The organism is Kineosporia babensis, from assembly GCF_021129305.1.
Taxonomy (GTDB): Bacteria; Actinomycetota; Actinomycetes; order Actinomycetales; family Kineosporiaceae; genus Kineosporia; species Kineosporia babensis.
Genome location: NZ_JAJOMB010000016.1, coordinates 187,883 through 209,288, shown reverse-complemented (window position 1 = coordinate 209,288; position 21,406 = coordinate 187,883). Strand labels below are relative to the sequence as shown.

At 68.3% G+C, this 21,406-nt stretch carries 20 protein-coding genes; 10 read left to right on the top strand and 10 right to left on the bottom strand.

Annotated elements, in window-relative coordinates:
* Positions 1 to 69: 69 nt before the first annotated feature.
* Positions 70 to 765: a hypothetical protein gene (locus tag LR394_RS26620; RefSeq protein WP_231447047.1), complete on the top strand. Its 696-nt coding sequence runs from the start codon at positions 70 to 72 to the stop codon at positions 763 to 765.
* Here the strand turns inward: LR394_RS26620 and LR394_RS26615 are convergent.
* Positions 754 to 1,068, bottom strand: coding sequence for a TolC family protein (locus LR394_RS26615; RefSeq protein ID WP_231447045.1), 315 nt, complete (start codon positions 1,066 to 1,068; stop codon positions 754 to 756). The genes LR394_RS26620 and LR394_RS26615 overlap by 12 nt on opposite strands.
* A 118-nt stretch (positions 1,069 to 1,186) precedes the next feature.
* Between LR394_RS26615 and LR394_RS26610 the strand changes: the two genes are divergently transcribed.
* From LR394_RS26610 to LR394_RS26600, 3 genes are read left to right on the top strand one after another with little or no spacing between them, the layout of a single operon-like run.
* On the top strand, positions 1,187 to 2,455 hold the full coding sequence (locus tag LR394_RS26610) for a glycosyltransferase family 4 protein (protein ID WP_407937132.1): 1,269 nt from the start codon (positions 1,187 to 1,189) through the stop codon (positions 2,453 to 2,455).
* On the top strand, positions 2,456 to 3,166 hold the full coding sequence (locus tag LR394_RS26605) for a class I SAM-dependent methyltransferase (RefSeq protein ID WP_231447041.1): 711 nt from the start codon (positions 2,456 to 2,458) through the stop codon (positions 3,164 to 3,166). It abuts the gene before it with no gap.
* Positions 3,163 to 4,242: a prenyltransferase/squalene oxidase repeat-containing protein gene (locus LR394_RS26600; RefSeq protein WP_231447039.1), complete on the top strand. Its 1,080-nt coding sequence runs from the start codon at positions 3,163 to 3,165 to the stop codon at positions 4,240 to 4,242. Before LR394_RS26605 ends, LR394_RS26600 begins: the two co-directional genes overlap by 4 nt.
* Here the strand turns inward: LR394_RS26600 and LR394_RS26595 are convergent.
* Positions 4,225 to 4,851: a class I SAM-dependent methyltransferase gene (locus LR394_RS26595; protein WP_231447037.1), complete on the bottom strand. Its 627-nt coding sequence runs from the start codon at positions 4,849 to 4,851 to the stop codon at positions 4,225 to 4,227. The two genes, LR394_RS26600 and LR394_RS26595, sit on opposite strands and share 18 nt — an antisense overlap.
* A 38-nt stretch (positions 4,852 to 4,889) precedes the next feature.
* On the opposite strand from LR394_RS26595, the gene pepN reads away from it, so the two are divergent.
* The 5 genes from pepN to LR394_RS26570 all read left to right on the top strand — a co-directional run bounded on the left by pepN (position 4,890) and on the right by LR394_RS26570 (position 13,529).
* The gene (gene pepN / locus LR394_RS26590; RefSeq protein ID WP_231447035.1) at positions 4,890 to 7,424 is read left to right on the top strand and encodes an aminopeptidase N; all 2,535 of its coding nucleotides are present in this window, start codon (positions 4,890 to 4,892) and stop codon (positions 7,422 to 7,424) included.
* 43 nt (positions 7,425 to 7,467) lie between these two features.
* Positions 7,468 to 8,082, top strand: a complete 615-nt coding sequence (locus tag LR394_RS26585; protein WP_231447032.1) for a hypothetical protein — start codon at positions 7,468 to 7,470, stop codon at positions 8,080 to 8,082.
* Positions 8,083 to 8,180: 98 nt separating this feature from the next.
* The gene (locus LR394_RS26580) at positions 8,181 to 9,704 is read left to right on the top strand and encodes an alpha-amylase (protein WP_231447030.1); all 1,524 of its coding nucleotides are present in this window, start codon (positions 8,181 to 8,183) and stop codon (positions 9,702 to 9,704) included.
* A gap of 113 nt (positions 9,705 to 9,817) precedes the next feature.
* The gene (locus tag LR394_RS26575; protein ID WP_231447028.1) at positions 9,818 to 12,496 is read left to right on the top strand and encodes an AfsR/SARP family transcriptional regulator; all 2,679 of its coding nucleotides are present in this window, start codon (positions 9,818 to 9,820) and stop codon (positions 12,494 to 12,496) included.
* 25 nt (positions 12,497 to 12,521) lie between these two features.
* Complete coding sequence (locus tag LR394_RS26570) at positions 12,522 to 13,529, top strand: acetylserotonin O-methyltransferase (protein WP_231447026.1); 1,008 nt, start codon at positions 12,522 to 12,524, stop codon at positions 13,527 to 13,529.
* 34 nt (positions 13,530 to 13,563) lie between these two features.
* Here the strand turns inward: LR394_RS26570 and LR394_RS26565 are convergent, their stop codons facing one another.
* From LR394_RS26565 to LR394_RS26555, 3 genes are read right to left on the bottom strand one after another with little or no spacing between them, the layout of a single operon-like run.
* Positions 13,564 to 14,685 (bottom strand): alanine racemase, encoded by a 1,122-nt coding sequence (locus LR394_RS26565; protein ID WP_231447024.1) that lies wholly within the window; start codon positions 14,683 to 14,685, stop codon positions 13,564 to 13,566.
* A complete protein-coding gene (locus LR394_RS26560) occupies positions 14,685 to 15,077 on the bottom strand; it encodes a RidA family protein (protein WP_231447022.1) in 393 nt (130 codons plus the stop codon). The genes LR394_RS26565 and LR394_RS26560 overlap by 1 nt, the downstream gene beginning before the upstream one ends.
* A complete protein-coding gene (locus tag LR394_RS26555; RefSeq protein ID WP_231447021.1) occupies positions 15,077 to 15,745 on the bottom strand; it encodes a helix-turn-helix transcriptional regulator in 669 nt (222 codons plus the stop codon). The genes LR394_RS26560 and LR394_RS26555 overlap by 1 nt, the downstream gene beginning before the upstream one ends.
* A gap of 326 nt (positions 15,746 to 16,071) precedes the next feature.
* On the opposite strand from LR394_RS26555, the gene LR394_RS26550 reads away from it, so the two are divergent.
* Entirely contained in the window at positions 16,072 to 16,260 is a 189-nt protein-coding gene (locus tag LR394_RS26550; RefSeq protein WP_231447020.1) for a hypothetical protein, read from the top strand.
* 112 nt (positions 16,261 to 16,372) lie between these two features.
* Here LR394_RS26550 and LR394_RS26545 read toward each other — a convergent pair whose 3' ends face one another.
* From LR394_RS26545 to LR394_RS26525, 5 genes are all read right to left on the bottom strand, one after another.
* Entirely contained in the window at positions 16,373 to 16,708 is a 336-nt protein-coding gene (locus LR394_RS26545; protein WP_231447019.1) for a VOC family protein, read from the bottom strand.
* 64 nt (positions 16,709 to 16,772) lie between these two features.
* Positions 16,773 to 17,555: an SDR family NAD(P)-dependent oxidoreductase gene (locus tag LR394_RS26540; RefSeq protein WP_231447018.1), complete on the bottom strand. Its 783-nt coding sequence runs from the start codon at positions 17,553 to 17,555 to the stop codon at positions 16,773 to 16,775.
* Between the two features lie 8 nt (positions 17,556 to 17,563).
* Positions 17,564 to 17,965, bottom strand: a complete 402-nt coding sequence (locus LR394_RS26535) for a Zn-ribbon domain-containing OB-fold protein (RefSeq protein WP_231447017.1) — start codon at positions 17,963 to 17,965, stop codon at positions 17,564 to 17,566.
* 12 nt (positions 17,966 to 17,977) lie between these two features.
* Positions 17,978 to 19,165, bottom strand: coding sequence for a thiolase family protein (locus LR394_RS26530; RefSeq protein WP_231447015.1), 1,188 nt, complete (start codon positions 19,163 to 19,165; stop codon positions 17,978 to 17,980).
* Positions 19,166 to 19,183: 18 nt separating this feature from the next.
* Positions 19,184 to 21,250, bottom strand: a complete 2,067-nt coding sequence (locus LR394_RS26525) for an acetate--CoA ligase family protein (protein ID WP_231447013.1) — start codon at positions 21,248 to 21,250, stop codon at positions 19,184 to 19,186.
* Positions 21,251 to 21,406: the final 156 nt, after the last annotated feature.

Sequence of the window (21,406 nt, the reverse complement as noted above, 5' to 3'; positions counted from 1 at the left end):
AGGTCTCCTCCCCGAGGGCAATATCGTCGTTGTATGGCTGGTATTGGCTCAGCGGTAGGAAAAGCAGCAATGCCCGAAGTGGCACAGGTGAACGACTGCGACGAGGCAGCAAGGGTGTTGTCCGGCTGGGGTGTGGCCGAGTCGCGTCCGGTGCTCGTCTGTGTCGGCGGCGCACAAGGCCTGGAAGACGAACGCCAGAACGCCGTGCGTCGTCTGCTCAGCGAGCACGTCCTGCCGGTTCTGGAGCGGCGTGGGGCCGTGGTGGTCGACGGTGGCACCAACGCGGGCCTGATGCGCCTGCTCGGAGAGGCAGCGGTGGTCAGTCGGACCGCGGTGCCCCTGATCGGGGTGGCGGCGGCCGGGACCGTGCTGCTGCCCGGCCGCCCAGCACTGATCGAAGACGCCGCTGAACCCGACCCGAACCACACCGGGCTCCTGCTCTTCCCCGGCGCTCAATGGGGTGACGAGGTCCCGTGGATCGATGACGTCGCCGCCCTGATCGCCGGAGCTTGCCCAAGCGCCACCCTCATGATCAACGGAGGCGAAATTGCCTACCGCGACGTGCAAACCAGCGTCAGCGCCGGACGTCCGGTCGTAGCCGTCGCCGGTACCGGAAGGGCCGCTGACGCCATCGCCCAGGCTTCGCGCAGCGAGCGCGAGGACGGGCCGGTGGCCGACCTGGCGGCCTCCGGTCTGGTGCGCACGGTCGGCATCGACGATCCGGAAGCGGTCGGCGTCCTGGTCGATCGGCTCCTATCGGCCTGACGCCGATCCTCCCGAGTGTTCCTGGGCCCGCCGCCGCGCGCGGTAGTACTCGTCGGCCTCGGCCTGGCGGGCCCGGGCGTCGGTCTCGCGCTGCTGGCGAGCCCGGTCGAGAGCCTGCTGGTTCAGTTTCTGGGACCGGGCGATCTTCGGGCCCAGCCAGATGCTCAGCGCCGACGTGACCGTGAAGTACCCGGCGTAGTACAGCGCCTTCCAGGCCGGCTCGTCGAAGAACACCACGAGCACGCCCCCGAACAGGGCGCCCGTTGCCGCCGCGATGGTGAGCAGGACCCAGGTGCGCCGCATTCGTCAATGATCCGGGCCCGGGCGAAGCGTGCAATCCGGGGCAGCTGTGACCAGCGTTGTCTCGTGCCGGGGCGAGTTCAGCCGATATCGTGATCAGCTCATGGACACGGACCGGCGGTTGAGGATCGCGCTGCTGTCGTATCGCAGCAAGCCGCACAGCGGTGGGCAGGGCATCTACGTGCGCCATCTGTCCCGTGAGCTGGTCACTCTGGGGCATCAGGTCGAGGTGTTCTCGTCCCCGCCGCTGCCCGAGCTGGACCCCGGCGTGAAGCTGACGCACATCCGCAACCTGGACCTGTATCGCGAGCCCGACCCGTTCCGTACGCCGCGCCTGCGCGAGTTCCGCTCCCCGGTGGATGCGCTGGAGTGGGGGCTGATGTGCACGGCGGCGTTCCCGGAGCCGCTCACGTTCTCGCTACGGGCGTGGCATCACCTGCGCTCGCGGCTGGACGAGTTCGACGTGGTGCACGACAACCAGTCGCTGGGGTACGGCCTTCTCGGTCTCCGGGAGGAGCTCAAGCGGCGGGGGATTCCGCTGGTCGCCACGGTGCATCACCCGATTACGGTCGATCGCGATCTGGAGTTGGCGGCGGCGCGCCAAGCGGGGGACCGGTGGAAGCAGCTGTCGTTGCGGCGCTGGTACGCGTTCTGCCGGATGCAGGCGCGGGTGGCCCGGCAGCTGCCCTGGCTGACCACGGTGTCGCAGGCATCGCGGGACGAGATCGTGCGGGCGTTCGGGGTGCGGGCGCAGCGGTTGCGGGTGATCGGCGTCGGGGTGGACGAGGAGACGTTCGCGCCGGGCTCGTCCGACGAGGCGGTGGCCGGCCGAGTGGTGGCGGTGGCCAGCGCGGACGTGCCGTTGAAGGGTCTGAACGACCTGATCGAGGCAGTGGCCAAGGTAGCTGCGGAGCGGCCGGTCGAGCTGGTCGTGGTGGGGGCGCCGCGCCCGGGTGGGGCGGCGGATCAGGCGATCACGCGGCTCGGGTTGAGCGGGGTGGTCCGGTTCGTTCAAGGGCTTACGGACGAGGCGCTCGCGGCTTTGTTCCGCAGCGCCCAGGCCGCGGTGGTTCCCTCACGCTACGAAGGGTTCTCGTTGCCGGCGGTGGAGGCCATGGCCTGTGGCAAGCCGCTGGTGGTGACGACGGCGGGGGCGTTGCCGGAGGTGGTGGGGCCGGACGGGCTGGCGGCGCTGCACGTTCCTTCGGGGGATGTGGATGCTCTGGCGCGTTCGATCGGAAGGCTTTTGGACGACGGCGAGCTCGCCCGGCGTCTGGGGGAGGCCGGGCGCAAGCGGGTCGTGGAGCAGTTCACCTGGCGCTTGACGGCCAGCCGGACGGCGCAGTGGTACTCCGAAGCGGTGGATTCGACGAATGGTAGGGCGGGTTAGTTGCTGACGCTGGACTACGACCGGCTGGACGTCCGGGCCGGGATGGATCTGCTGGATCTGGGCTGCGGAGAGGGCCGGCACACGTTCGAGGCGTATCGCCGCGGCGCGCATGTGGTTTCGCTGGACCTTTCGCACCGGGACCTGGCCACCACCCGCACCTGGACGGGTGCCATGGATCTGGCCGGGGAGACGCCGGCCGGCACCCGAACTGCCCCGGTCGTCGGTGACCTTCGCACCCTTCCGTTCCCCGACGCGTCCTTCGACCGGGTCATCGCCTCTGAGGTCCTGGAACACATCGAGGACGATGCGAGTGCGGTCTTCGAGTTGGCCCGGGTCCTGAAACCGGGCGGGCTGGCGGCGATCACGGTGCCGCGCTGGCTGCCGGAGCGGATCTGCTGGGCGCTGTCGGACGAGTACCACGCCAACGAGGGTGGGCACGTGCGGATCTACAAGGCCTCGGACCTGGCCGCGCTGTGCCGGGACGCCGGGCTGGAGCACACCTCGACCAGTCATGCCCATGCGCTGCACAGCGTGTACTGGTGGCTGAAGTGCGCGGTCGGGGTGAATCGGGACGCGGCGGTGGTGCGGGCGTATCACCGGCTGCTGGTCTGGGACATCGTGAAGAAGCCGGCGTTGACCAGGGTGCTGGAGTCGGCGCTGAACCCGCTGATCGGTAAGAGCGTGGTTCTTTACCTGCGTAAAGCCGCGTGAGCCAGTCGCTTCCGTCGCCGGTCGAGGTCAAGGCGACGGCCGACAGTATCGCGCTGGTCCAGCTTCCCGGTGGCGCGGTGCCCTGGGAGGACGGCGGGCACGTGGATGTCTGGGATCACGTCGAGTGCCTGATGGCGCTGGACGTGCGGGGTCACCGGACCCGAGCCCGGGCCGGGTACGAATGGCTCAAGCGGGAACAACGCGCGGACGGCAGCTGGGCGGCGCGATATGCCTCCGACGGCTCGGTGCTCGATGCGACCGCGGAGAGCAATCACGCGGCGTACGTGGCAGTCGGGGTGCTGCATCACTGGCTCAGTGGTTACGGCGACGAGTGCCTGGAAATGATGTGGCCCACCGTGCGGCGGGCCCTGGATTTCGTTCTGGGACTGGCCAATCCGGACGGGACGATCGGCTGGGCCCGTTCACCCGAAGGCTCACCGGACCCGGCCGCGCTGCTGACCGGATGCTCGAGCATTCATCACGCGTTGCGGTGCGGCGTGCGGATCGCCCTGGTGATGGGTCGTCCGGACATCGCGGGGGAGTGGGAACGCGCGGCCCACAGGCTGGCCGAGGCCATTACTGCGCACTGCGCCGGCGCATCGGTGACATCGTTCGCAAAGGTGCCCACACCGTCCGTTTTTATTGATCGTGACCGTTATTCGATGGACTGGTACTACCCGGTGCTCGGTGGCGTGCTGCGCGACAAGGATGCCGACGAACGCTTTGCCGCCCGGTGGGAACGGTTTGTTGTGCCGGGGAAGGGAATCCGTTGTGTGGACGACCGACCGTGGGTGACCGGCGCCGAGACTTGCGAACTAGCGCTGGCTCTGGCGGGGGTAGGCGATCTGGAGCGGGCGACCGAGATGGTCGCGGCCATGCAGCATCTGCGTGAGCAGGACGGTTCTTATTGGACGGGTCTGGTTCTGGAGGACGGGAAGCGCTGGCCGGTGGAGCGCAGCACCTGGACCGGCGCGGCGATGGTGCTGGCCGTAGATCTCATTCAAGGGGGTAAGGCCACCGGTGAGGTGTTTGGTCACCGGTGGGCCGAGGACGACGACCTAGGGCTTCTTGCGTAGCAGGCGCAGCGAATCGGTGCCGGGAAGCTCCTCGTAGTCACCGGTTTCCACTGCTGTCTGGTACATCCGGAACGGCGCCTGACCCCCGTCGTTGGGGTCGGGAAAGACGTCGTGAATGGCCAGAGTGCCGTTGGGAGCCAGGTGCGGGGCCCAGCAGGCGAGGTCGCGCTGGGCCGACTCGTCGGTGTGGCTGCCGTCGATGAACAGGAAGCTCAGCGGGGTGCTCCAGAGCGCAGCCAAGGTCTCGCCGCGGGTCACCACGGCGACCACCACGTCCTCGGCGTCGGCCTGGGCGATGGTGCGGCGGAAGATCGGCAGCGTGTCGATCCGGCCGGTGACCGGGTCCACCAGCTGGGGGTCGTGGTACTCCCAGCCGGGCTGGTGTTCCTCGGAACCGCGGTGATGGTCCACCGTGACCACCTGGGTCTCGCGCTGCTGGGCGGCCGCCGCGAGGTAGAGCGCGGACTTGCCCATCCAGCTGCCGACCTCGAGGAAGGGCCCGGTGACCAGGGTGTCCAGGGCGGCCTGGTAGAGCGCCCGGCCCTCGTGGGGCGGCATGAACCCAGGAGCAGCCTGAGCCGCAGCGAGCAACGCGGTGGGGGAAGCCATGGCTGTGAGGATAGGTGGCTGCGAATAGGCTTCGGCCCATGGCTGGGAACTTGACACGGGACGAAGCAGCGCGGCGTAGCCAGTTGCTCACCGTCCACTCGTACGACATCGAACTCGACCTCACCACCGGGCCTGAGGCGTTCCGCTCCACCACCGTTGTGCGGTTCGCCTGCTCCCAGCCCGGCGCGACCGTGTTCATCGAGACCACCGACGCCACCGGTCACCAGATCGACCTGGACGGCACCCCGCTGAGCGCGGACGCCGACGGCCGGATCACGTTGCCGTACCTGGCGGCCGAGAACACGCTGCGGGTGGTCGCGGACTTTGCCTACTCCGGTACCGGGCAGGGGCTGCACCGCTTCGTCGACCCGGTGGACGAGCGGGTCTATCTGCACAGCCAGTTCGCTACTGCGGACGCGCAGCGGGTGTTCGCCTGCTTCGACCAGCCCGACCTGAAGGCGCGGTACACGCTCACCGTCACCGCCCCGGCCGACTGGGAAGTGGTGTCCAACTCCCCGGAACTTGCGGTGCAGGACGTGGAGCCGGGCCGGCGCTGGAAGTTCGCCGAGACCGAGCGGATCTCGACCTATCTGGCCGCGATCGTCGCCGGGCCGTACCACGTGGTCTCCGGCGAGTACCGCGACGACCAGGCGGTCATCCCGCTGCGCGCGCTGTGCAGGCAGTCGCTGGCCCCGCACTTCGACGCCGAGGAGATCCTGGAGATCACCCGGCAGGGCTTCGGCTACTTCCACACCACGTTCGGGATGGCCTACCCGTTCGGCAAGTACGACCAGGCCTTCGTGCCCGAGTTCAACCTCGGCGCGATGGAGAACCCGGGCTGCGTCACCTTCACCGAGACGTACGTGTTCCGCTCGCGGGTCACCGACGCCGAGCGGGAGAACCGGGCCGCGACGATCCTGCACGAGATGTCGCACATGTGGTTCGGCGACCTGGTCACCATGCAGTGGTGGGACGACCTGTGGCTGAACGAGTCGTTCGCCACCTACGCGGCGGCCAGCGCCCTGGTCGGCAGCACCCGGTACAAGGACGCCTGGGTCACTTTCGCGGACAACGCCAAGGCCCGCGCCTACCGGCAGGACCAGCTGTCCACCACGCACCCGATCGCGGCCGACATCGTCGACATCCGTTCGATGGAGGTGAACTTCGACGCGATCACCTATCACAAGGGCGCGTCGGTCCTGAAGCAGCTGGTGGCCACGATCGGCCCGGACACCTTCTTCGCGGCCCTGCGCCGCTACTTCGCCCGCCACGCCTGGAGCACCGCCACCCTGGCCGATCTGCTGACCGCGCTGAAGGAGGAGACCGGCCGGGACCTGACCGGCTGGTCGGCGGACTGGCTGGAGACCACCGGGCCCAACACGTTGCGGGCCGAGTTCACGGTGGACGAGTCCGGCACCTACTCCAGCTTCGCGGTGGTGCAGACCGCGCCGGCCGAGCACCCGACGCTGCGCCCGCACCGGATCGCGGTGGGGCTGTACGAGTTCAAGGGCTCGGAGCTGCTGCGCCGGCACCGGGCCGAGGTGGACATCGCCGGGGCCCGGACCGAGCTGACCGAGCTGATCGGGCAGGCGTCGGCCGACCTGGTGCTGGTCAACGACGACGACCTGACCTACGCCAAGGTCGATCTGGACGAGGCCTCGCTGGGCACGGTGCTGGCGAGCCTGGGCCAGATCAGTGATCCGCTGGCTCAGGCGATCTGCTGGACGATTCTCTGGGACCTGCTGCGGGACGCCCGTCTGCACCCGAGCCGCTACGCCGCACTCGTGCTGCAGCACGTGGCGGCCATGCCCAACGCCACGGTTCGTCGCACCCTGCTGAACCAGGCCGTCGCTGCGGCCAAGCAGTATCTGCCGGCGGCCGAGCGGGTCGGCACGCTGAGCACCCTGGCCGATGGCCTGCTGAACCTGGCCGCTGCGCAGACGCCGGGATCACCGGAACAGCTGGCCTACGCGCGGGCGTTCGTGGCCTCCGCGACCTCGCCCGAGCAACTGGCGGTCCTCCAGGCTCTGCTCGAAGAAGGCTCAGATGCGGTGCCGGGCGTGGTGGTCGACGCCGATCTGCGCTGGAGCCTGCTGCTGCGCCTGGTGGTCACCGGTCAGGCCGCTCAGGAACAGATCGACGCTGAGCTGCAGCGGGACCCCACAGACAAGGGCCGGCTGAACGCGGCCGCCTGCACCGCGGCGCTGCCCACGCCCGAGGCGAAGGCAGCCGCCTGGCAGGCGATCGTCGGCGGGGAGCAGCCGCTGGGCACGCTGAAGGCGGCGCTCGGTGGGTTCGGGGCGCCCGAGCACGTGGCCCTGGTCGAGGACCGGGCCCAGGCGTACTTCGACGTCCTGACCACAGTGGTGGACACCTGGCCGAGCGAGCGCACCCAGTCGTTCGCCACGGCGGCGTTCCCCTCGGCGCTGGGGTCGGCGGACCTGCCGGCGATGACCGAGCGCTACCTGGCCGAGGCCCAGCCGCCGGCCTGGCTGCGACGCCTGGTGCTGGAGGGGCGCGATGAGGCGGTCCGGGCCCGGACAATCCTCGCGAACCCGGTGCTCGGCGCATAAAGGCTGGTGGGAGCCGGTTCGTACGTGCCCGTAGGCTTCGCCCATGCTGGGCAGGCTCTTGAGCAGATGGAAGCGTGCGGACCGGGTTCTCCCGGCGGTACTGACGGGGGCCAGGCCTTCGATCGATCGCCGCCCCGAGGGGGTCTGGCCGTCCGACAACCCGAACCTCACCTGGTCGGCGCCGGACAAGCCGTGGCCCGGCTGGGACGGGTACGAGCAGATCCGCTCGGAGTCGGGGCTGATCGATCCGCAGCTTCAGCTGCGCTGCATCGTCGGGCTGGCCCAGGCCGACGCCCCGCCGGGGGTGAAGGCGTTCACGTTCTACGGGTACCTGGTGGGCGCGCAGTTCGTGGAGTGCGAGGCCGAGTACGAGCAGGCCGACGGCAGTACCGGGATCTTCCTGCCGACCGTGCACTGGGGCTACCTGTACCGGCTGCGCGAGGCCCTCTACCTGCCCGGCAGCGGGGCCTGGTACTCGATCCGGATCACCGTGACCGAGGACGGCCGGTTCGAGGCGGACTACGACTACGAGCACGAGCCGACCTTCTCCGGCCCGCGCCAGCCCAGCACCTACGACTACCGTTGCGACACTGCATGGTTCACCCGTGACGACGAGCACACCCCGGACTGGCTCTGGCACCGGCTGCGCGGGCGGTAGCAGAGCGGGCGGTGACGAAGGGGTAGCCCTGCGTGCGGGCCGACCGTTAGCGTTCCTCTGGCCAAGAGTGAGTTCAGCGTCGACTCATAGGGGAACGCATGTCCGTACGCTCGTCGTCCCTCAGCGCTCTCGCCGTTCTGGCGGCGATCGGTCTGCCCCTGGTCGGGATACAGGCGCTGGACTCGCCATCGACACCACCGGCAGCCGGTCCGGGCCGTTCCGACGTGATGGCGAACCTGTTCCAGTGGAACTGGACCTCCGTGGCCACCGAGTGCACCGACGTCCTCGGCCCGGCCGGTTATGCCGGGGTTCAGGTCTCCCAGCCGGCTGACTCGCTCAAGCGCACCGAACTCGGCAACGGCAGCGACACCGTCCTTCATCCGTGGTGGGAGATCTATCAGCCGGTCTCGTACGACCTGGCCGGGCGGATGGGCACCGAGGCCGAGTTCCGGGCCATGGTGAAGACCTGCCGCCAGGCCGGGGTCAAGGTCTACGTGGACGCCGTGGTCAACCACATGACCGGGCAGGGCGCGATCTCCTACGGCGGGCGCAAGTACTCGCACTTCGAGTACCCCGGCCTGTACGACGCCGCGGACTTCCACCAGAAGGGCACCGACTGCCCGTCCACGACCGGCGGCATCGACGACTTCAACAACCTGCAGCAGGTGCGCAAGTGCGAGCTGGTGGGCCTGGCCGATCTGCGCACCGACCGGCCCAAGGTCCAGAACGAGCTGGCCGGCTACCTGAACAAGCTGATCGGCTGGGGCGTTTCCGGGTTCCGGGTGGACGCGGCCAAGCACGTCGGGCAGGCCGACATGATCGCCCTGCAGAAGAAGCTGCGCAACACCGTGGACGGCTCCCGGCCGTATGTGGCGCTGGAGATCTTCGGCGGCGGGCCCGGCTACCTGTCCCCGCAGGCCTTCACCAGCGCTGGTTCGGCGGTGCTCGGCCTGGACGGCGACATCCAGCTCAAGAACGCGTTCAAGAGCTACCCCGTCGACGCCCCCGGCAGCCTGGCCACGTTGCAGGGCTTCGGCGAGGGCTCCGGCCTGACCCCGAGCGAGAAGACGCTGAGCTTCGTGCAGAACCACGACACCGAGCGCAACGGCGACTCACTCAACTACAAGGACGGAGCCACGAACGTCCTGGCCCAGCAGTTCCTGCTCGCCTACGGCTACGGAACGCCGCAGGTATACAGCAGTTTCGCCTGGGATGCCACGGACGCCTCCCCGCCCTCGGACCAGGACGGGTACATCACCGACACGGACTGCGCCTCGAAAGAATGGGTCTGCGTGCACTCGGACCCCGCGGTCACGGGCATGGTCTCGTTCCACAATCACGTGGGTAAGGCACCGGTGAAGAACTGGTGGGACGACGGCGGAAACCTGATCGCGTTCAGCCGGGGTAACGCGGGATGGGTGGCTCTGAACAACGACAAGGTAGACAAGACAGCCACTTTCAGCACTGGTCTGCCCGCCGGAACGTACTGCAACGTCACCACCGGAGTGGCCAAGAAGGGTAAGTGCTCGGGGCCGACCGTGACGGTCGGCGCCAACGGGAAGGCCAAGGTCACCGTCAAGGGCAAGAGCGCGGTGGCGTTCACCAAGGCCGACCGGGTGTAGGGCCTGTCGGCACGGACCCGCCGGCGCGTGACGGCGCCGGCGGGTCCGTGTCCTTCAAGAGGGCTTGCGGACGCGTGCGGGCCAGATGGACGCGACCGGTACTGTTGGGCCGCGTGGTGACCGAAACAGGGGAGGCCGTACTCGTCGCGGTACTGGGCCCTGTCGTCGTCCGGGGTCCACAGGGGGAGATCCCTACCGGGTCGCCGCAGCAGGAAGCCCTCCTGGTTGCGCTCGCTCTGCGCCGAGGGAAACCGGCCGGCCCGGCCGAACTCGTCGATGAGTTGTGGGGCCCGACTGCACCCGCCACCGCCTCCACCATCGTCCGCACATACGTCCACCGTTTGCGTCGTTCGGGGTTGGCCATTGAATCGGTCGCCGGTGGGTATCGCCTCGAAGTCCGACTGGACCTCGACGAGTTCGACGCTCTGGTGCTGGCCGCCGAGCGGACCGGAGACCTGATCGCGGCCGCGCAGACCCTCCAAGAAGCGCTCGGCCGGTGGAGGGGACCAGCGCTGGCCGGAGTGGTCGGCCCCGGAGCCGAGTTGAGGCGTTCGGGGTTGGAAGCCCGGCACCGGAACGCCCGGATCGCGAAGCTTGAGATCGACCTGCGACGCAGACGGGCGCAGGCGATCGAACCGGAACTGCGCGAACTGCTTGCCGCCGAACCGCTCGACGAACAACTGTGCCGGCTGCTCGTCACCGCGCTGTACCAACTCGGGCGTCAGGCCGAGGCGCTCGCGGTGTATCACGCCTGCCGCGAGCGGATCGCCGCGGAACTGGGGCTCGAGCCCGGACCGGAGCTGCGGGAACTGTACGCCCGTATCCTGAAGGCTGATCCCGGCCTGATCCGGACGTCTCTGAAACCGGCTCAGCTGCCCTCAGAGCCAGCGGTTTTCGCCGGCCGTGACCATGAACTTCAGCAGGACGCCGGGCCGTCAGGGATCCTGATCGTCACGGGAATGGGCGGGGTCGGCAAGACGGCGCTGGCGCTGCGGTGGGCTCATCGGCAGAGCTTCCGGTTCACCGACGGTCAGCTCTACGCCGATCTGCGGGGCTACGATCCGAGCCTGGATCCGGCTGATACCGCGGACGTTCTGCATGGATTCCTGCTGGCACTGGGGGTGGCGGCGGGCGATGTCCCGCTACGGCAGGCCGACCGGGCGGCCCGGTTCCGCACCGAGCTGACTGGCCGAAAGATGCTGATCCTGCTGGACAATGCGTCCACGTACGAGCAGATTCAGGATCTTCTGCCGGGCGCGGGCGAATCCGTGGTCCTGGTGACCAGCCGAAGCACCCTGTCCGGCCTGGTCGCTCGTGCCGGTGCCCGGGTGCTGCCGCTCAAGCCACCCTCGACCGGAGAGGCCGAGAACATCCTGGCCGATCGGCTGGGCCGGGATCGGGTCGCGGCCGAGCCCGCCGCAGTGCGCGAGATCATTGACTATTGTGGACGTTTACCCCTCGCCTTGGTCGTGGTGGCCGCCCGGGCGGCGATCAACGGGCACGTTCCTCTGGCCGCGATCGCGGCGGAACTGCGCGATGCTCATCTGGACGCGTTGCGCACCCCGGACAATGTGCTGGACGTCCGCGCGACCTTGTCCTGGTCCGCAACCGCCCTCAAAGACGATACTGCTGAAGTATTCTGGAACTTGAGTGCCCATCCGGGCCCTGAAATAACCGCCCCCGCCATGTCTGCCGTGCTGGGTCGTCCGGTGGGCAGCGCCCTGGCCGAGATCGCCGCGGCACACCTGCTCGAGGAACATGCGCCGCAGCGCTACCGCATGCACGACCTGGTTCGGGCTCTGGTGGCCGAGGCCGAACCGGAACCGACGGCGGTGCAGCGGCTTCTGGACTACTACTTGCAGACGTCCTACGCGGCCGGTGTCCGTGATTTCCCGGCCCGGTATCGGGTGCGCATCGACGCTCCGGCGCCGGGGAGCGTCCTCAATGATCCTCCGGCCCGTTGGTTCGAGGACGAGCGGCCGGTGCTGCTGGCGGTTCAGGAACACGCGTTCCGGCTGGGGTTCGATCGGCATGCCTGGCAGCTGGCCTGGGTGATGCGCGATCACCTGAACCGGCGTGGTCTTTGGCATCAACTGCAGGCCACGCAGGAGATCGGGATGGCTTCGGCCGAGCGCCTCGATGATCAGGAGGCGATCGCTCACACCTTGCGGGGCCTGGCCCAGGTGGACACGGACATGCGACGTTTCGCGGCCGCGCAGGAGCGTTTGCGGCGGGCGCTGAGGATTTTCGAGGCCGCTGGGGATCGGGAGGCCGTGGCTGACTGCCGTCGTCAGATCGCGTACGTGCTTGATACGCAGGGCGATGCCGAGGGTTCGCTGGCCGAGTCCGAACGGGTGCTGGAGCTGTATCCGCGTGGCCATGAACCCCGATGGCGTGCAGCCGCTTTGAATGCGGTCAGCTACAGCCAGGCTCAGCTCGGCCGGTTCTCGTCAGCTTTGGAGAACGTCCTGGAGGCCATTGCCCTCGGGGATTCTCTCGGCCCGTACGCGTTCGCCGACACCCTGCAGACCCTCGCGTTCATCCAGGCGGGGATGGGGGATCGGGACGAGGCCGAGGTCAACTACCGCCGGGCCGCCGACCTCTACATCCCGCACGGTGCGCTCGTCCTGGCCGCGCAGGCGCTGTGCGCACTGGCCGAACTGACCGGAACCGAGCGTGCCGCCCCGATCTACCAAGAGGCGCTGAACCTGATCGAAGACGCCGACGACCCCCGGGCGCCCGCGCTGGCCGCCCAGTTACGCGGGCGTCTACAGGACGTTTACGAATTGTAGACGTCCCTACGTCCAGTCTGTCGGGATGAACGAACCGCAACCCCCTAGCGTCCTCATGAACCAGATGCTGGCCGGATTCCAGGTCTCGCAGGCGCTCTACGTCGCGGCCAAGCTCGACATCTGCACCCTGCTCGACGACGGCCCGCTGGCCGTGGACGAACTGGCCGAGCGCACCGGCGCCCAGCCCCAGCCGCTCAGCCGGCTGATCCGCACCCTGGGCATGCTCGGTCTGTTCCGCACCACCGAGGACGGCCGGGTGGCCTCGACCGAGCTGGGCGCGACCCTCTCGCGTAACCACCCGCAGACCCAGACCAACATCGCGCAGATGTGGATGGAGCAGCAGTACCTGCCGTTCAGCGACCTGCTGCACGCGGTCCGCACCGGCGAGAACGGCACCGAGCACTACCTCGGCCAGGACCCCTTCAGCTGGATCGCCGCCGACCCCGAGCGCGCCGCCCTCTTCGGCCGGGCCATGGCCGACGTCACCGGCTTCTCCCGCCGAGGCCTGTTCGACGGCTACGAACTGCCCGAAGGCAAGGTGGTCGCTGACCTCGGCGGTGCCAACGGCAGCGTCCTGGCCGAACTTCTGGCCAGCCACCCCGACCGGCACGGCATCGTTTTCGACCTGCCCGCCGTGGTGCCGCTCGCCGAGGCCGCGATGAGGGAGCGCGGCCTGAGCGAACGCGTCGAGACCGTCGGTGGTGACTTCTTCACCGAGGTCCCGGCCGCGGACGTCTACCTGCTCAGCTTCGTGCTGCACGACTGGGACGACGAGTCGGCCACCCGCATTCTGCGAACTGTCCGCCGGGCCGCCACCAACGGTTCCCGGCTCCTGGTCGTCGAGGGCATCGTGCCGGCCGACGACACCCCGCACCCGACCAAGATGATCGACCTGGTGATGCTGGGCGGAACCTCCGGCCGCGAGCGCACCGCCCAGGAGTACACCGAGCTTCTGGCCGCCGGCGGGTTCCACCTCGACCGGATCGTCGGGCGCCCCTCGCCGTTCTCCATCATCGAGGCATCCCCGATCTGAGGACCGCTCCAGGGCTGGTGAGCCCGGCCCGGGCTCACCAGCCCTGAATGCGCTCCCAGACGTTCTCGACCACCAGATCGGCCTGCGAGCTGATCACTGTGTACTGCCGATGCTGAGCGGCGGTGGCACAGGCGTGGTTGGGGAGAATCCGCAGGCGTGTGCCGATCGGCAGGTTGGGTAGAGGGTACGGGGAGCCCGGGCGGAGGCTGAGGGTGCCGTGCTCCTGGCTGGCGTCGCTCATCAACAGGTCCGGGATCAGTGTGCCGTCCAGTTCCGCGACGAGCCCGTATCCCTGGTCGATCGGCTGACGCGCAGTGCCGCGGTCCCGGGAGGTGGCCATCCAGCCTCCGTCTGTGAGGATCTGGCCGCGTGAGGTCTGGTGGCCGATCACCGTGACGACGACCGACAGCGCCAGATCATCGACCGTGCAGACCCCGATCCCGGCCATCACCAGGTCGAAGAAGACGTAGTTGCCGGCCCGGACCTCGGTGATGCCGCTCAGATCGATGTCGGTGGTGAAGGCGTGCGCGGTCGGCGTGGAACCGATGCTGACGGTCGGCACGTCCAGGCCGGCCTGGCGAAGGGTGGTGGCCGCCCGCCGGGCGACGTCTGCTTCGTTGACGGCCGCGGCCTTCAGCTCCTGCGGGGTGTAGGCGAAGTAGGACTCACCGGCGTGCAGCAGAATCCCGGCCAGAGAACCCGATTCGGTCAGGACCTGGCCGATCTGAGCCAGTTCGTCACCGGTGGCTGAGACTCCGCCTCTATGACCGTCGCAGTCGACCTCGATGAGCGCTGGAATGCCGGCCACGGCCTCGGCTTGCTCCACGCTGTCGAGAAGCACGGTCACTACGACGCCCCGTTCCTGCAGAGCCCGAATCCGGGGCAGCTTCTGGGCGGTGATCCCCACGGCGTAGGTGATGTCACGAAACCCCTTGTCCGCGAACGCTTCAGCCTCGGCGAGGGTGGAAACCGTGATCGGCCCGGGCCGCCCGTCGAAGATCAGCTCGGCCACCTCGGTCGACTTTGCGGTCTTCACGTGCGGGCGGAGAACGACGTTGTGCGGCGCCAGTCGCTCGCGCAGCCGCGCGACGTTGGCCAGGACCCGGGAACGGTCGACGACGGCGAAAGGGGTGTCCAGGTCGTGCAGCGTACGCATCAGAAATCTTTCTCATCGGGGACGGCGGCGACGGCCGCGACCTCTACGGCGCACCCGAAGTGCAACCGGGCTACTTCGGCGACGATCCGGGCCGGGCGGTGATCACCGAGCCAGGCGCCGTACAACTCGTCGAACAGCGGCCACTGCTGAATATCGGTGACGAAGACAGTCGTGGACAACAGATGTGCCCGATCGCTCCCCGCCGCGCTGAGGCACCGGTCCAAGTTGTCCAGGACCTGGCCCACCTGCTCGGCGAAAGGCAATTCAGGAAGCGGATCACCGTCTCGGCCGATCGGAAGCTGACCGGCGACATACGCGATACCGCCATGAACAGCGGCATGGGAGTAGTGGCCTTTCGGCGGGATCAGCGCCGGGCTGTTGCGCAGTTCCATCAGTGATCCTGCTTCGCATAGTTGTAGACCGTTGCCCGCGAAACTCCCAGCAGGTCGGCGATGGTCTGGGCGGTACTGCCGGACTCGAAGAATCCCGCCTGGTGCAGTTGCCGGACCAGATCCTTCTTGTGCTCGCGGCCCAGCGCCCGTGGTGTGCTGGAGAGCCGGGCCGCGAAAGCATCAACGGACGATCGAAGTTCCCGATCGGTCCGGTCACGGAGCGTCTCCTGAACCGCATGACTTGAAGACGGGTTGCTGAGCGTCGTGGTCTGGGTGGCGACCAGATTGGCCAGGGTCAGGGCCATCGGCGACAGCGTCGAGACGTCAAGGTTCAGGCACAGCGCCGCGATGTAACGGCCTTGGCTGTTCTTGAGCCCGATCGACGTGCTCTTGGCCGGCCGGCCGTCGGGGAACTGGTTGGGGTAGTTCTGGACCACGCTGGGAAAGTCCGGATCCGCAATCCGCCGCAGGCCCAGTTCCGTGGCTGAGTCGCCCACTCGCCTTCCCGACAGGTTGTTCTCGATCGCCCGGATGGCGTTGTCCGGTTCGCGTAGATCGTGCAGCACCACCTCGCATACGCCGGGGAACATCCGGCCGATCGCCACCGCGATCCGCTCGGCCTCGGCGATCAGGTGCTCGTCCTCGTCACTGCCGTCCTGGTCGGTCATCATCACTCCTTCGCCCCGACTCTAGACCAGGAGTCCAGATTTGGAAACTGGGTCTACTCGTTGGGGCGATGGCCGCAGGTGCCGAACTCTTCGGTCGGTGAATTCGGCATTCTGCAAGGGCTGCATCATCACGGTCAGACTTTGCATCCGAGATAACGCTCAATTGCACCGCAAAATAATGGAATTGAAGGGGTTTTCCCTCCATGACACGGTGCGTCACAGCTGTTTACCTAGGTGAACCGCCCAGTACGCAATCCGGCAAGGGGTAAAGCGTGGCCAATTATCGAGCGTGGCAACTTATCAGCCTGGGTTTTCTTTGCATCGGCGTGAGTGAACTGATCCTGCGCGGGCTCGTGGCCGGATCCCGGGCCGGGCTGGCCATCGGCACCGTCAGCCTGATCGCCTCGGCCTGCGGCTTCTGGGAAGCGTGCGCGCAGAAACGCACCACCGAAGCTCGCCGGGCGCAGATCGAGCGGGACTCCGCGAACTGGGCGCAGGCCAGTCACATTCACTAGCTCGTCCCCGTGGCTCGGCCCATTCTCAGGAGTTGACCGTGCGGCCCGAGCTCCCGTTTGACCCTCTCCCCAGGCGAGACCGGAATCTTTTCGCAGTCTTGAACTGTCGGCCTCAGACGCCGGTGAAGACGATCCGGTTACCGTCGGGGTCGAAGACCTGCAGGATGCGCTGACCGCCGCCCGGCGCGGGGTCCGGATGCTCGATCCCGGCCTTCGTCAGCCGGGCGGCCAGGCCTTCGAGGTCGCTCTCGTTCAGCACGATCGTGGAGAGGCCCGCCCGTTCGGGCTCGGCCCAGACCTGAACCCCGTACCCCGGGCCGAAATGCCATTCCAGTAACCCGGCCATCGGACGGTCACTGGGCTCGACGCCGAAGAGCTCGTGATACCAGTTCTCGGCATTGCCCAGGTCGCGGACCGTGGCCTGCGCCAGTACTCCCTGCACACTCACGAGAAGGTCCTTTCGGGGAGAGTGAAGTCAGTTCCAAGAAACAGACCCCCTCACCCTCGAAAACTCATCGCCCGGCGTCGATGGTGGAACCGCCGTCAACCATCAAGGTGTGCCCAGTGATGTAGCCGGCGGCCGGGCCGGCCAGGAAGACCGCCACCGAAGCGATGTCGTCGGCCGTGCCCAGCCGTCGCAGGGGGTTGAAGCTGGCGGCCTGCGCCAGTTCTTCCTCGCTCTTGGTCTTCCAGTGGCTCATCGAGGGGGTGTCGTAGGCGGCCGGGCAGATGGTGTTCACCCGGATACCGTCCGGACCCCATTCGTTGGCGCCCGCACGGGTGGTGGCGCGGATCGCCTCCTTGGTGACGGCATAGGAGTAGTAGCTGGCCAGACCGCGCACTCCGGCGGCCGAACCGATATTGACGACCGCGCCCGCGGTGTTCTTCAGGTGCGGGTAGGACTCCTGCATGAAGTAGAAGGTGCCGAACAGGCCACTGCGCAGGCTGCGCAGGAGGTGCTCGTCGTCGGTGTCCAGCAAGGTGGTCTTGACCTCGCGCAGGTCGTGGGCGTTGTTCACCAGGATGTCCAGGGATCCGAACTCGGCGACGGTGCGCCGGAGGGTCTCCCGGACCTGGGCGCGGTCACCGACATCGCAGGTGACGGCCAGGGCCCGGCCGCCGGTCTCCTGGATCTGCGCGGCCACCTTGGCGGCGTTGTCCCCGTTGATGTCCACGATTGTGACGGCGGCGCCCTCGCGGACCATGGCCTCGGCGATGGCCCGGCCGATACCTCCGCCGGAGCCGGTGATGACGGCGACCTTGCCGGCCAGTACCTGAGCGTTCTTGTCGGGCATGACTCTCCTCAGCTGGTGACTCGCCAGAGCGTGATGTCTTCTCCGGGGATGTCTTCGAAGGCGATCGAGACTTCCATTCCGATGTGCAGGTCCTCGGGCGCGATCCCGGTGGTGTTGGCCAGCACGACGCAGGCGGTGGGGTCCTCGACAAGGGCGGCGGCGACGATGGCGTAAGGCACGTCGGCGGCGAAAGCACCGGCTCCCCGGTGCACAAGGGTGTAGCTGTAGATCGTGGCGCGGCCGCTGACGGCCACCCATTCGAGGTTCTCGGACTGGCACTTCCGGCAGGCGGGGTAGGGGATCCAGCCGTAACGGCCACAGTCGTTGCAGCGGGGGACCAGGAACTCCCGGCGGCGCAGTCCGTCCCAGAACACGTGGGTTGCGGGCGTGGGAAGCGGCTTGAGATACATGGGTTCCTCTCCCTAGTCCACCGCGAGGATGGCTGCGCTGGTCAGACCGTGCACCGCGTAGCCCTGCTGATGGGTGAGCCCGATCTTGGCGTCGGGCACCTGCCGGGCCCCGCACTCGCCGCGCAGCTGGCGGACCACCTCGACGATCGGCAGGCCGGAGGGATCGCCGCAGTGGCTGCCGGACAGCAGCCCGCCGTCGGTACTGGTCGGCAGCTTCCCGCCGAGACGGGTGTGGCCCTCCTTGACGAAGGCCGCTGCTTCACCCAGCTCGCAGAAGCCCATCTCCTCGTAGTTGCGCAGTGCGGTGATGGTGAAACAGTCGTAGCTGCCGAACACGTCGATGTCGTCGCGGGACACCCCAGCCAGAGCGAAGGCGTCGTCGGCGGCCCGGCGCACGGATCGGCCCTGCGGCGGGAACCAGTCCCCGTCCTGGCTGAGGTACAGATCGGTGTGCACGGCCTCGGCCCCACCCAGCACGTAGACCGGCTTCTTGGCGCCGTCCCGAGCGCGCTCGGCCGTGGTCAGCACCACGGCGTAGCCGCCGTCGTTGTCCAGCGAACAGTCCAGCAGGTGCAGCGGATCGGCGATCATCCGGGAGCCGACCACGTCCTGCACCGTGATCTCGCCCTTGCGGCCCATCACCGACTCAGGGTTGAGCGTGGCGTGGTAACGGTTCACCACCGCCACCTCGGCCAGATCCTCGGCGGTGACCTTGAATTCGTGCAGGTAGCGCTGGGCCCAGAGCGCGTAGAAGGGCGTCATGTAGGCGCCCTGCACGGTCCAGCTCCATTCCGGGACCCGAGGAGCGGCCGTGGGAACCGTGCTGCCCCCGGGACCCAGACGCTGACCGGCCCGGCCGTAGAACAGGACAGCCACCTCGCACAGGCCGGCCGCGATGGCGGCGGACGCCTTGGCGATCTGGCCGGACGAGCCGCCGAGCGAGATGTAGCGGATCGGCCGCCCGCCCAGTTGCTCGGCCCAGAACTGGTGGGTGTCGGTGGGCGAGCCGGCCTGGGCCTGGTGATGATTGGAGCCCGAGAGGGTCATCAGGCCGTCGATGTCCGACAGCTGCATCCCGGCCTCGGCGATCGCCCCCTTGATCGCTTCGAGCTGGAGCGAGAAGGCGCTGCGGTCGGGCAGTTTGCCCTGGGCGGTGCGGTAGACACCGGCAATGGCCGTCTGACGTCGGGGAAAGGGCATGCGAAGCCTCCGTGCGAGCTACGAGCGGGCCAGGAACAGCGCGTCCACCGCCAGGAAGCCGTCAGACGTCACCAGAAGCGGATTGATGTCCAGGGATTCGAGCCAGTCCCGGGAACCGGCCGCGAGATTGCCGATCCGGACGAGGATGTCGGTCAGGGCGTCCAGGTCCCAGGGCGCCGAGCCCCGGAAACCGTGCATCAGCTGGGTGTCGTCGAACTCGGCGATCAGGGCCCGCGCGGTATCGGGCGTGAACGGCGCCATCCGGCCACCGACCCGCTTGAGCACCTCCACCAGCACCCCGCCCAGACCGAACACCACCAGCGGGCCGAGCTCCGAGTTCTGCACGCCGACAAAGACTTCGCCCTGGGCCGCCACCATGGGCTGGACCGCGACCGTGGCCGCCAGTCCATCCCGTCGGGCGATCTCCCGCAGCCGATCCACGGCAGTGCTCAGCTCGGCAGGCGCCACGTTCAGCAGCACCGCGCCGTGCTCGGTGCGATGCCCGACATCGGCCAGCTTGACCACGAAGGGCCCGGCGAACGAAGGCGAAGAAGCTGGTTCTGCTACGCCGATCAGATGGTAGGGGGCGACCGGGATGCCCTGAGAAAGAAGAAGGTTCATGCTGTCGGCGAAGGACAGCAGGCCGTCCGAAGCCGGCCGGGGCAGCAGCGGCGCCGCCACCGGCTCGATACCGACCGAACGCTGGGCCTGCACGAAATGACCAAGACTGGCCAGCCCGCGCAGAGCCGCGCGGGGCCCGTGGCCTTCGGCCGCGCTCGGAGTCCCGGCCACCGCCTGCCGGGCGGATTCGCCCAGCGCAGCGGCACAGTTGCTGACGATGAACGGCTTTCGATGAACGGCGGACGAGTCCAGGTACGGTTTCAGGGTCATCTCCACCGATGAGCTGTCCGCGTCGGAGAGCGGGTGCACGAAGAGCGCCGCATCGACATGCTCCGACGAGCCGTACATCTCCAGGATCTCCGGCCATTTCGCGCCGCCCAGGCCGGTGGTGTCCAGCGGGTTCGGCACCGAGGAGCCGGGCAGGTTCTGCGCGACCCAGGGCCGGAACTCCTCGAGGGCAGGCACCGTGACGCCCTCGTCGGTGGCCACGTCCATGACCATCGAGGCGTAACCACCGGAGTAGGTCAGCACCGCCAGTTCCCGGGCCTCGCTCCAGTAGGCCGGGTCCAGCTGTTCCATCAGGGCCAGCCGGTCGATCAGCTCCTCGCAGTCGAAGGCGATCTCGATGCCGTGCTGCCGGAAGGCCACCTCGTAGACCCAGGCGTCGCCGGTCAGGGCGCCGGTGTGGGAGGCCGCCATCTCCTGAGTGCGGGCGCTGCGGGCCAGTTTCAGCGCCACCACCGGCTTGCCGTTGCGCAGCGCCTTGCGGGCGGCCGCGAAGAACTCCGGCGGCCGGCGGATCTGCTCGATGATCAGCGCGATCGAGCTGGTCTCGGGATCGTCGGCCAGGTAGTTGAGGTAGTCGGCCAGGTCCACGTCCGCCTCGTTGCCGGAGGAGACCAGGACGTTCAGCCCGACCGACCCGCGCTCCCAGGCCGCCATGGCCACGCCGTTCATCAGGGCGCCGCTCTGCGAGACCACCGAGATCCCGCCGGGCCGGCGCCGGTGATCAGCCGCGATCGTCAGGCTGATCTGGTGGCGCACGTTGACCACGCCCATGCAGTTGGGCCCCATCAGACGGTAGCCACCGGCCTTGGCCGCGGCCAGGAGCTGCTGCTGGCGCTCGATGCCGGGCCCGCCGACCTCGGCGAACCCGCTGGCGACTGCGATCAGGCCGCCAATCCCCAGACCGGCTGCTTCCGAGGCAATTTCGAGGGTCCGAGGGCCGCTGACCGCGCAATAGACGGCATCCACCGGCTCGGGCAGGTCGCTGAGGCTTGGGTACGTCGGCTGCCCCAGGACCGAGGCGTGCCGGGGATTGACGAAGTAGACGCCTGCGTCGCCGTGCTGCACGGTGCGGGCCACCGAGTTGGCGAAGGGGGTTGCGTCCTTGACCCCGACGATGGCGATCGTCCGGGGTGCGAGCATCCGGCGAAGTTCGGGCTGAACGGGAGCGGAGACCATCGCGAGCAGCTCCTAGCAGTGGCGGCGACGTTGCCTGACGGCGCTCGATCCGGGATCAGAAGCAGAAGCCCGCGCGCCCAACAGTAAGGCTTACAGTTAGGAGCGGCAGGCGTCAACGCCCCTGGGGCGATCCGAATCGTTCGTGCGGTGAAGGGA

Excerpts from the sequence above, each read along its gene's own strand:
- LR394_RS26580 (WP_231447030.1), top strand. The coding sequence starts at position 8,181 with ATGTCCGTACGCTCGTCGTCCCTCAGCGCTCTCGCCGTTCTGGCGGCG.
- LR394_RS26525 (WP_231447013.1), bottom strand. The coding sequence starts at position 21,250 with ATGGTCTCCGCTCCCGTTCAGCCCGAACTTCGCCGGATGCTCGCACCC.
- LR394_RS26555 (WP_231447021.1), bottom strand. The coding sequence starts at position 15,745 with ATGACCGACCAGGACGGCAGTGACGAGGACGAGCACCTGATCGCCGAG.
- LR394_RS26540 (WP_231447018.1), bottom strand. The coding sequence starts at position 17,555 with ATGCCCGACAAGAACGCTCAGGTACTGGCCGGCAAGGTCGCCGTCATC.
- LR394_RS26570 (WP_231447026.1), top strand. The coding sequence starts at position 12,522 with ATGAACGAACCGCAACCCCCTAGCGTCCTCATGAACCAGATGCTGGCC.
- LR394_RS26560 (WP_231447022.1), bottom strand. The coding sequence starts at position 15,077 with ATGGAACTGCGCAACAGCCCGGCGCTGATCCCGCCGAAAGGCCACTAC.
- LR394_RS26595 (WP_231447037.1), bottom strand. The coding sequence starts at position 4,851 with ATGGCTTCCCCCACCGCGTTGCTCGCTGCGGCTCAGGCTGCTCCTGGG.
- LR394_RS26620 (WP_231447047.1), top strand. The coding sequence starts at position 70 with ATGCCCGAAGTGGCACAGGTGAACGACTGCGACGAGGCAGCAAGGGTG.
- LR394_RS26530 (WP_231447015.1), bottom strand. The coding sequence starts at position 19,165 with ATGCCCTTTCCCCGACGTCAGACGGCCATTGCCGGTGTCTACCGCACC.
- pepN (WP_231447035.1), top strand. The coding sequence starts at position 4,890 with ATGGCTGGGAACTTGACACGGGACGAAGCAGCGCGGCGTAGCCAGTTG.
- LR394_RS26535 (WP_231447017.1), bottom strand. The coding sequence starts at position 17,965 with ATGTATCTCAAGCCGCTTCCCACGCCCGCAACCCACGTGTTCTGGGAC.
- LR394_RS26585 (WP_231447032.1), top strand. The coding sequence starts at position 7,468 with ATGCTGGGCAGGCTCTTGAGCAGATGGAAGCGTGCGGACCGGGTTCTC.
- LR394_RS26615 (WP_231447045.1), bottom strand. The coding sequence starts at position 1,068 with ATGCGGCGCACCTGGGTCCTGCTCACCATCGCGGCGGCAACGGGCGCC.
- LR394_RS26565 (WP_231447024.1), bottom strand. The coding sequence starts at position 14,685 with ATGCGTACGCTGCACGACCTGGACACCCCTTTCGCCGTCGTCGACCGT.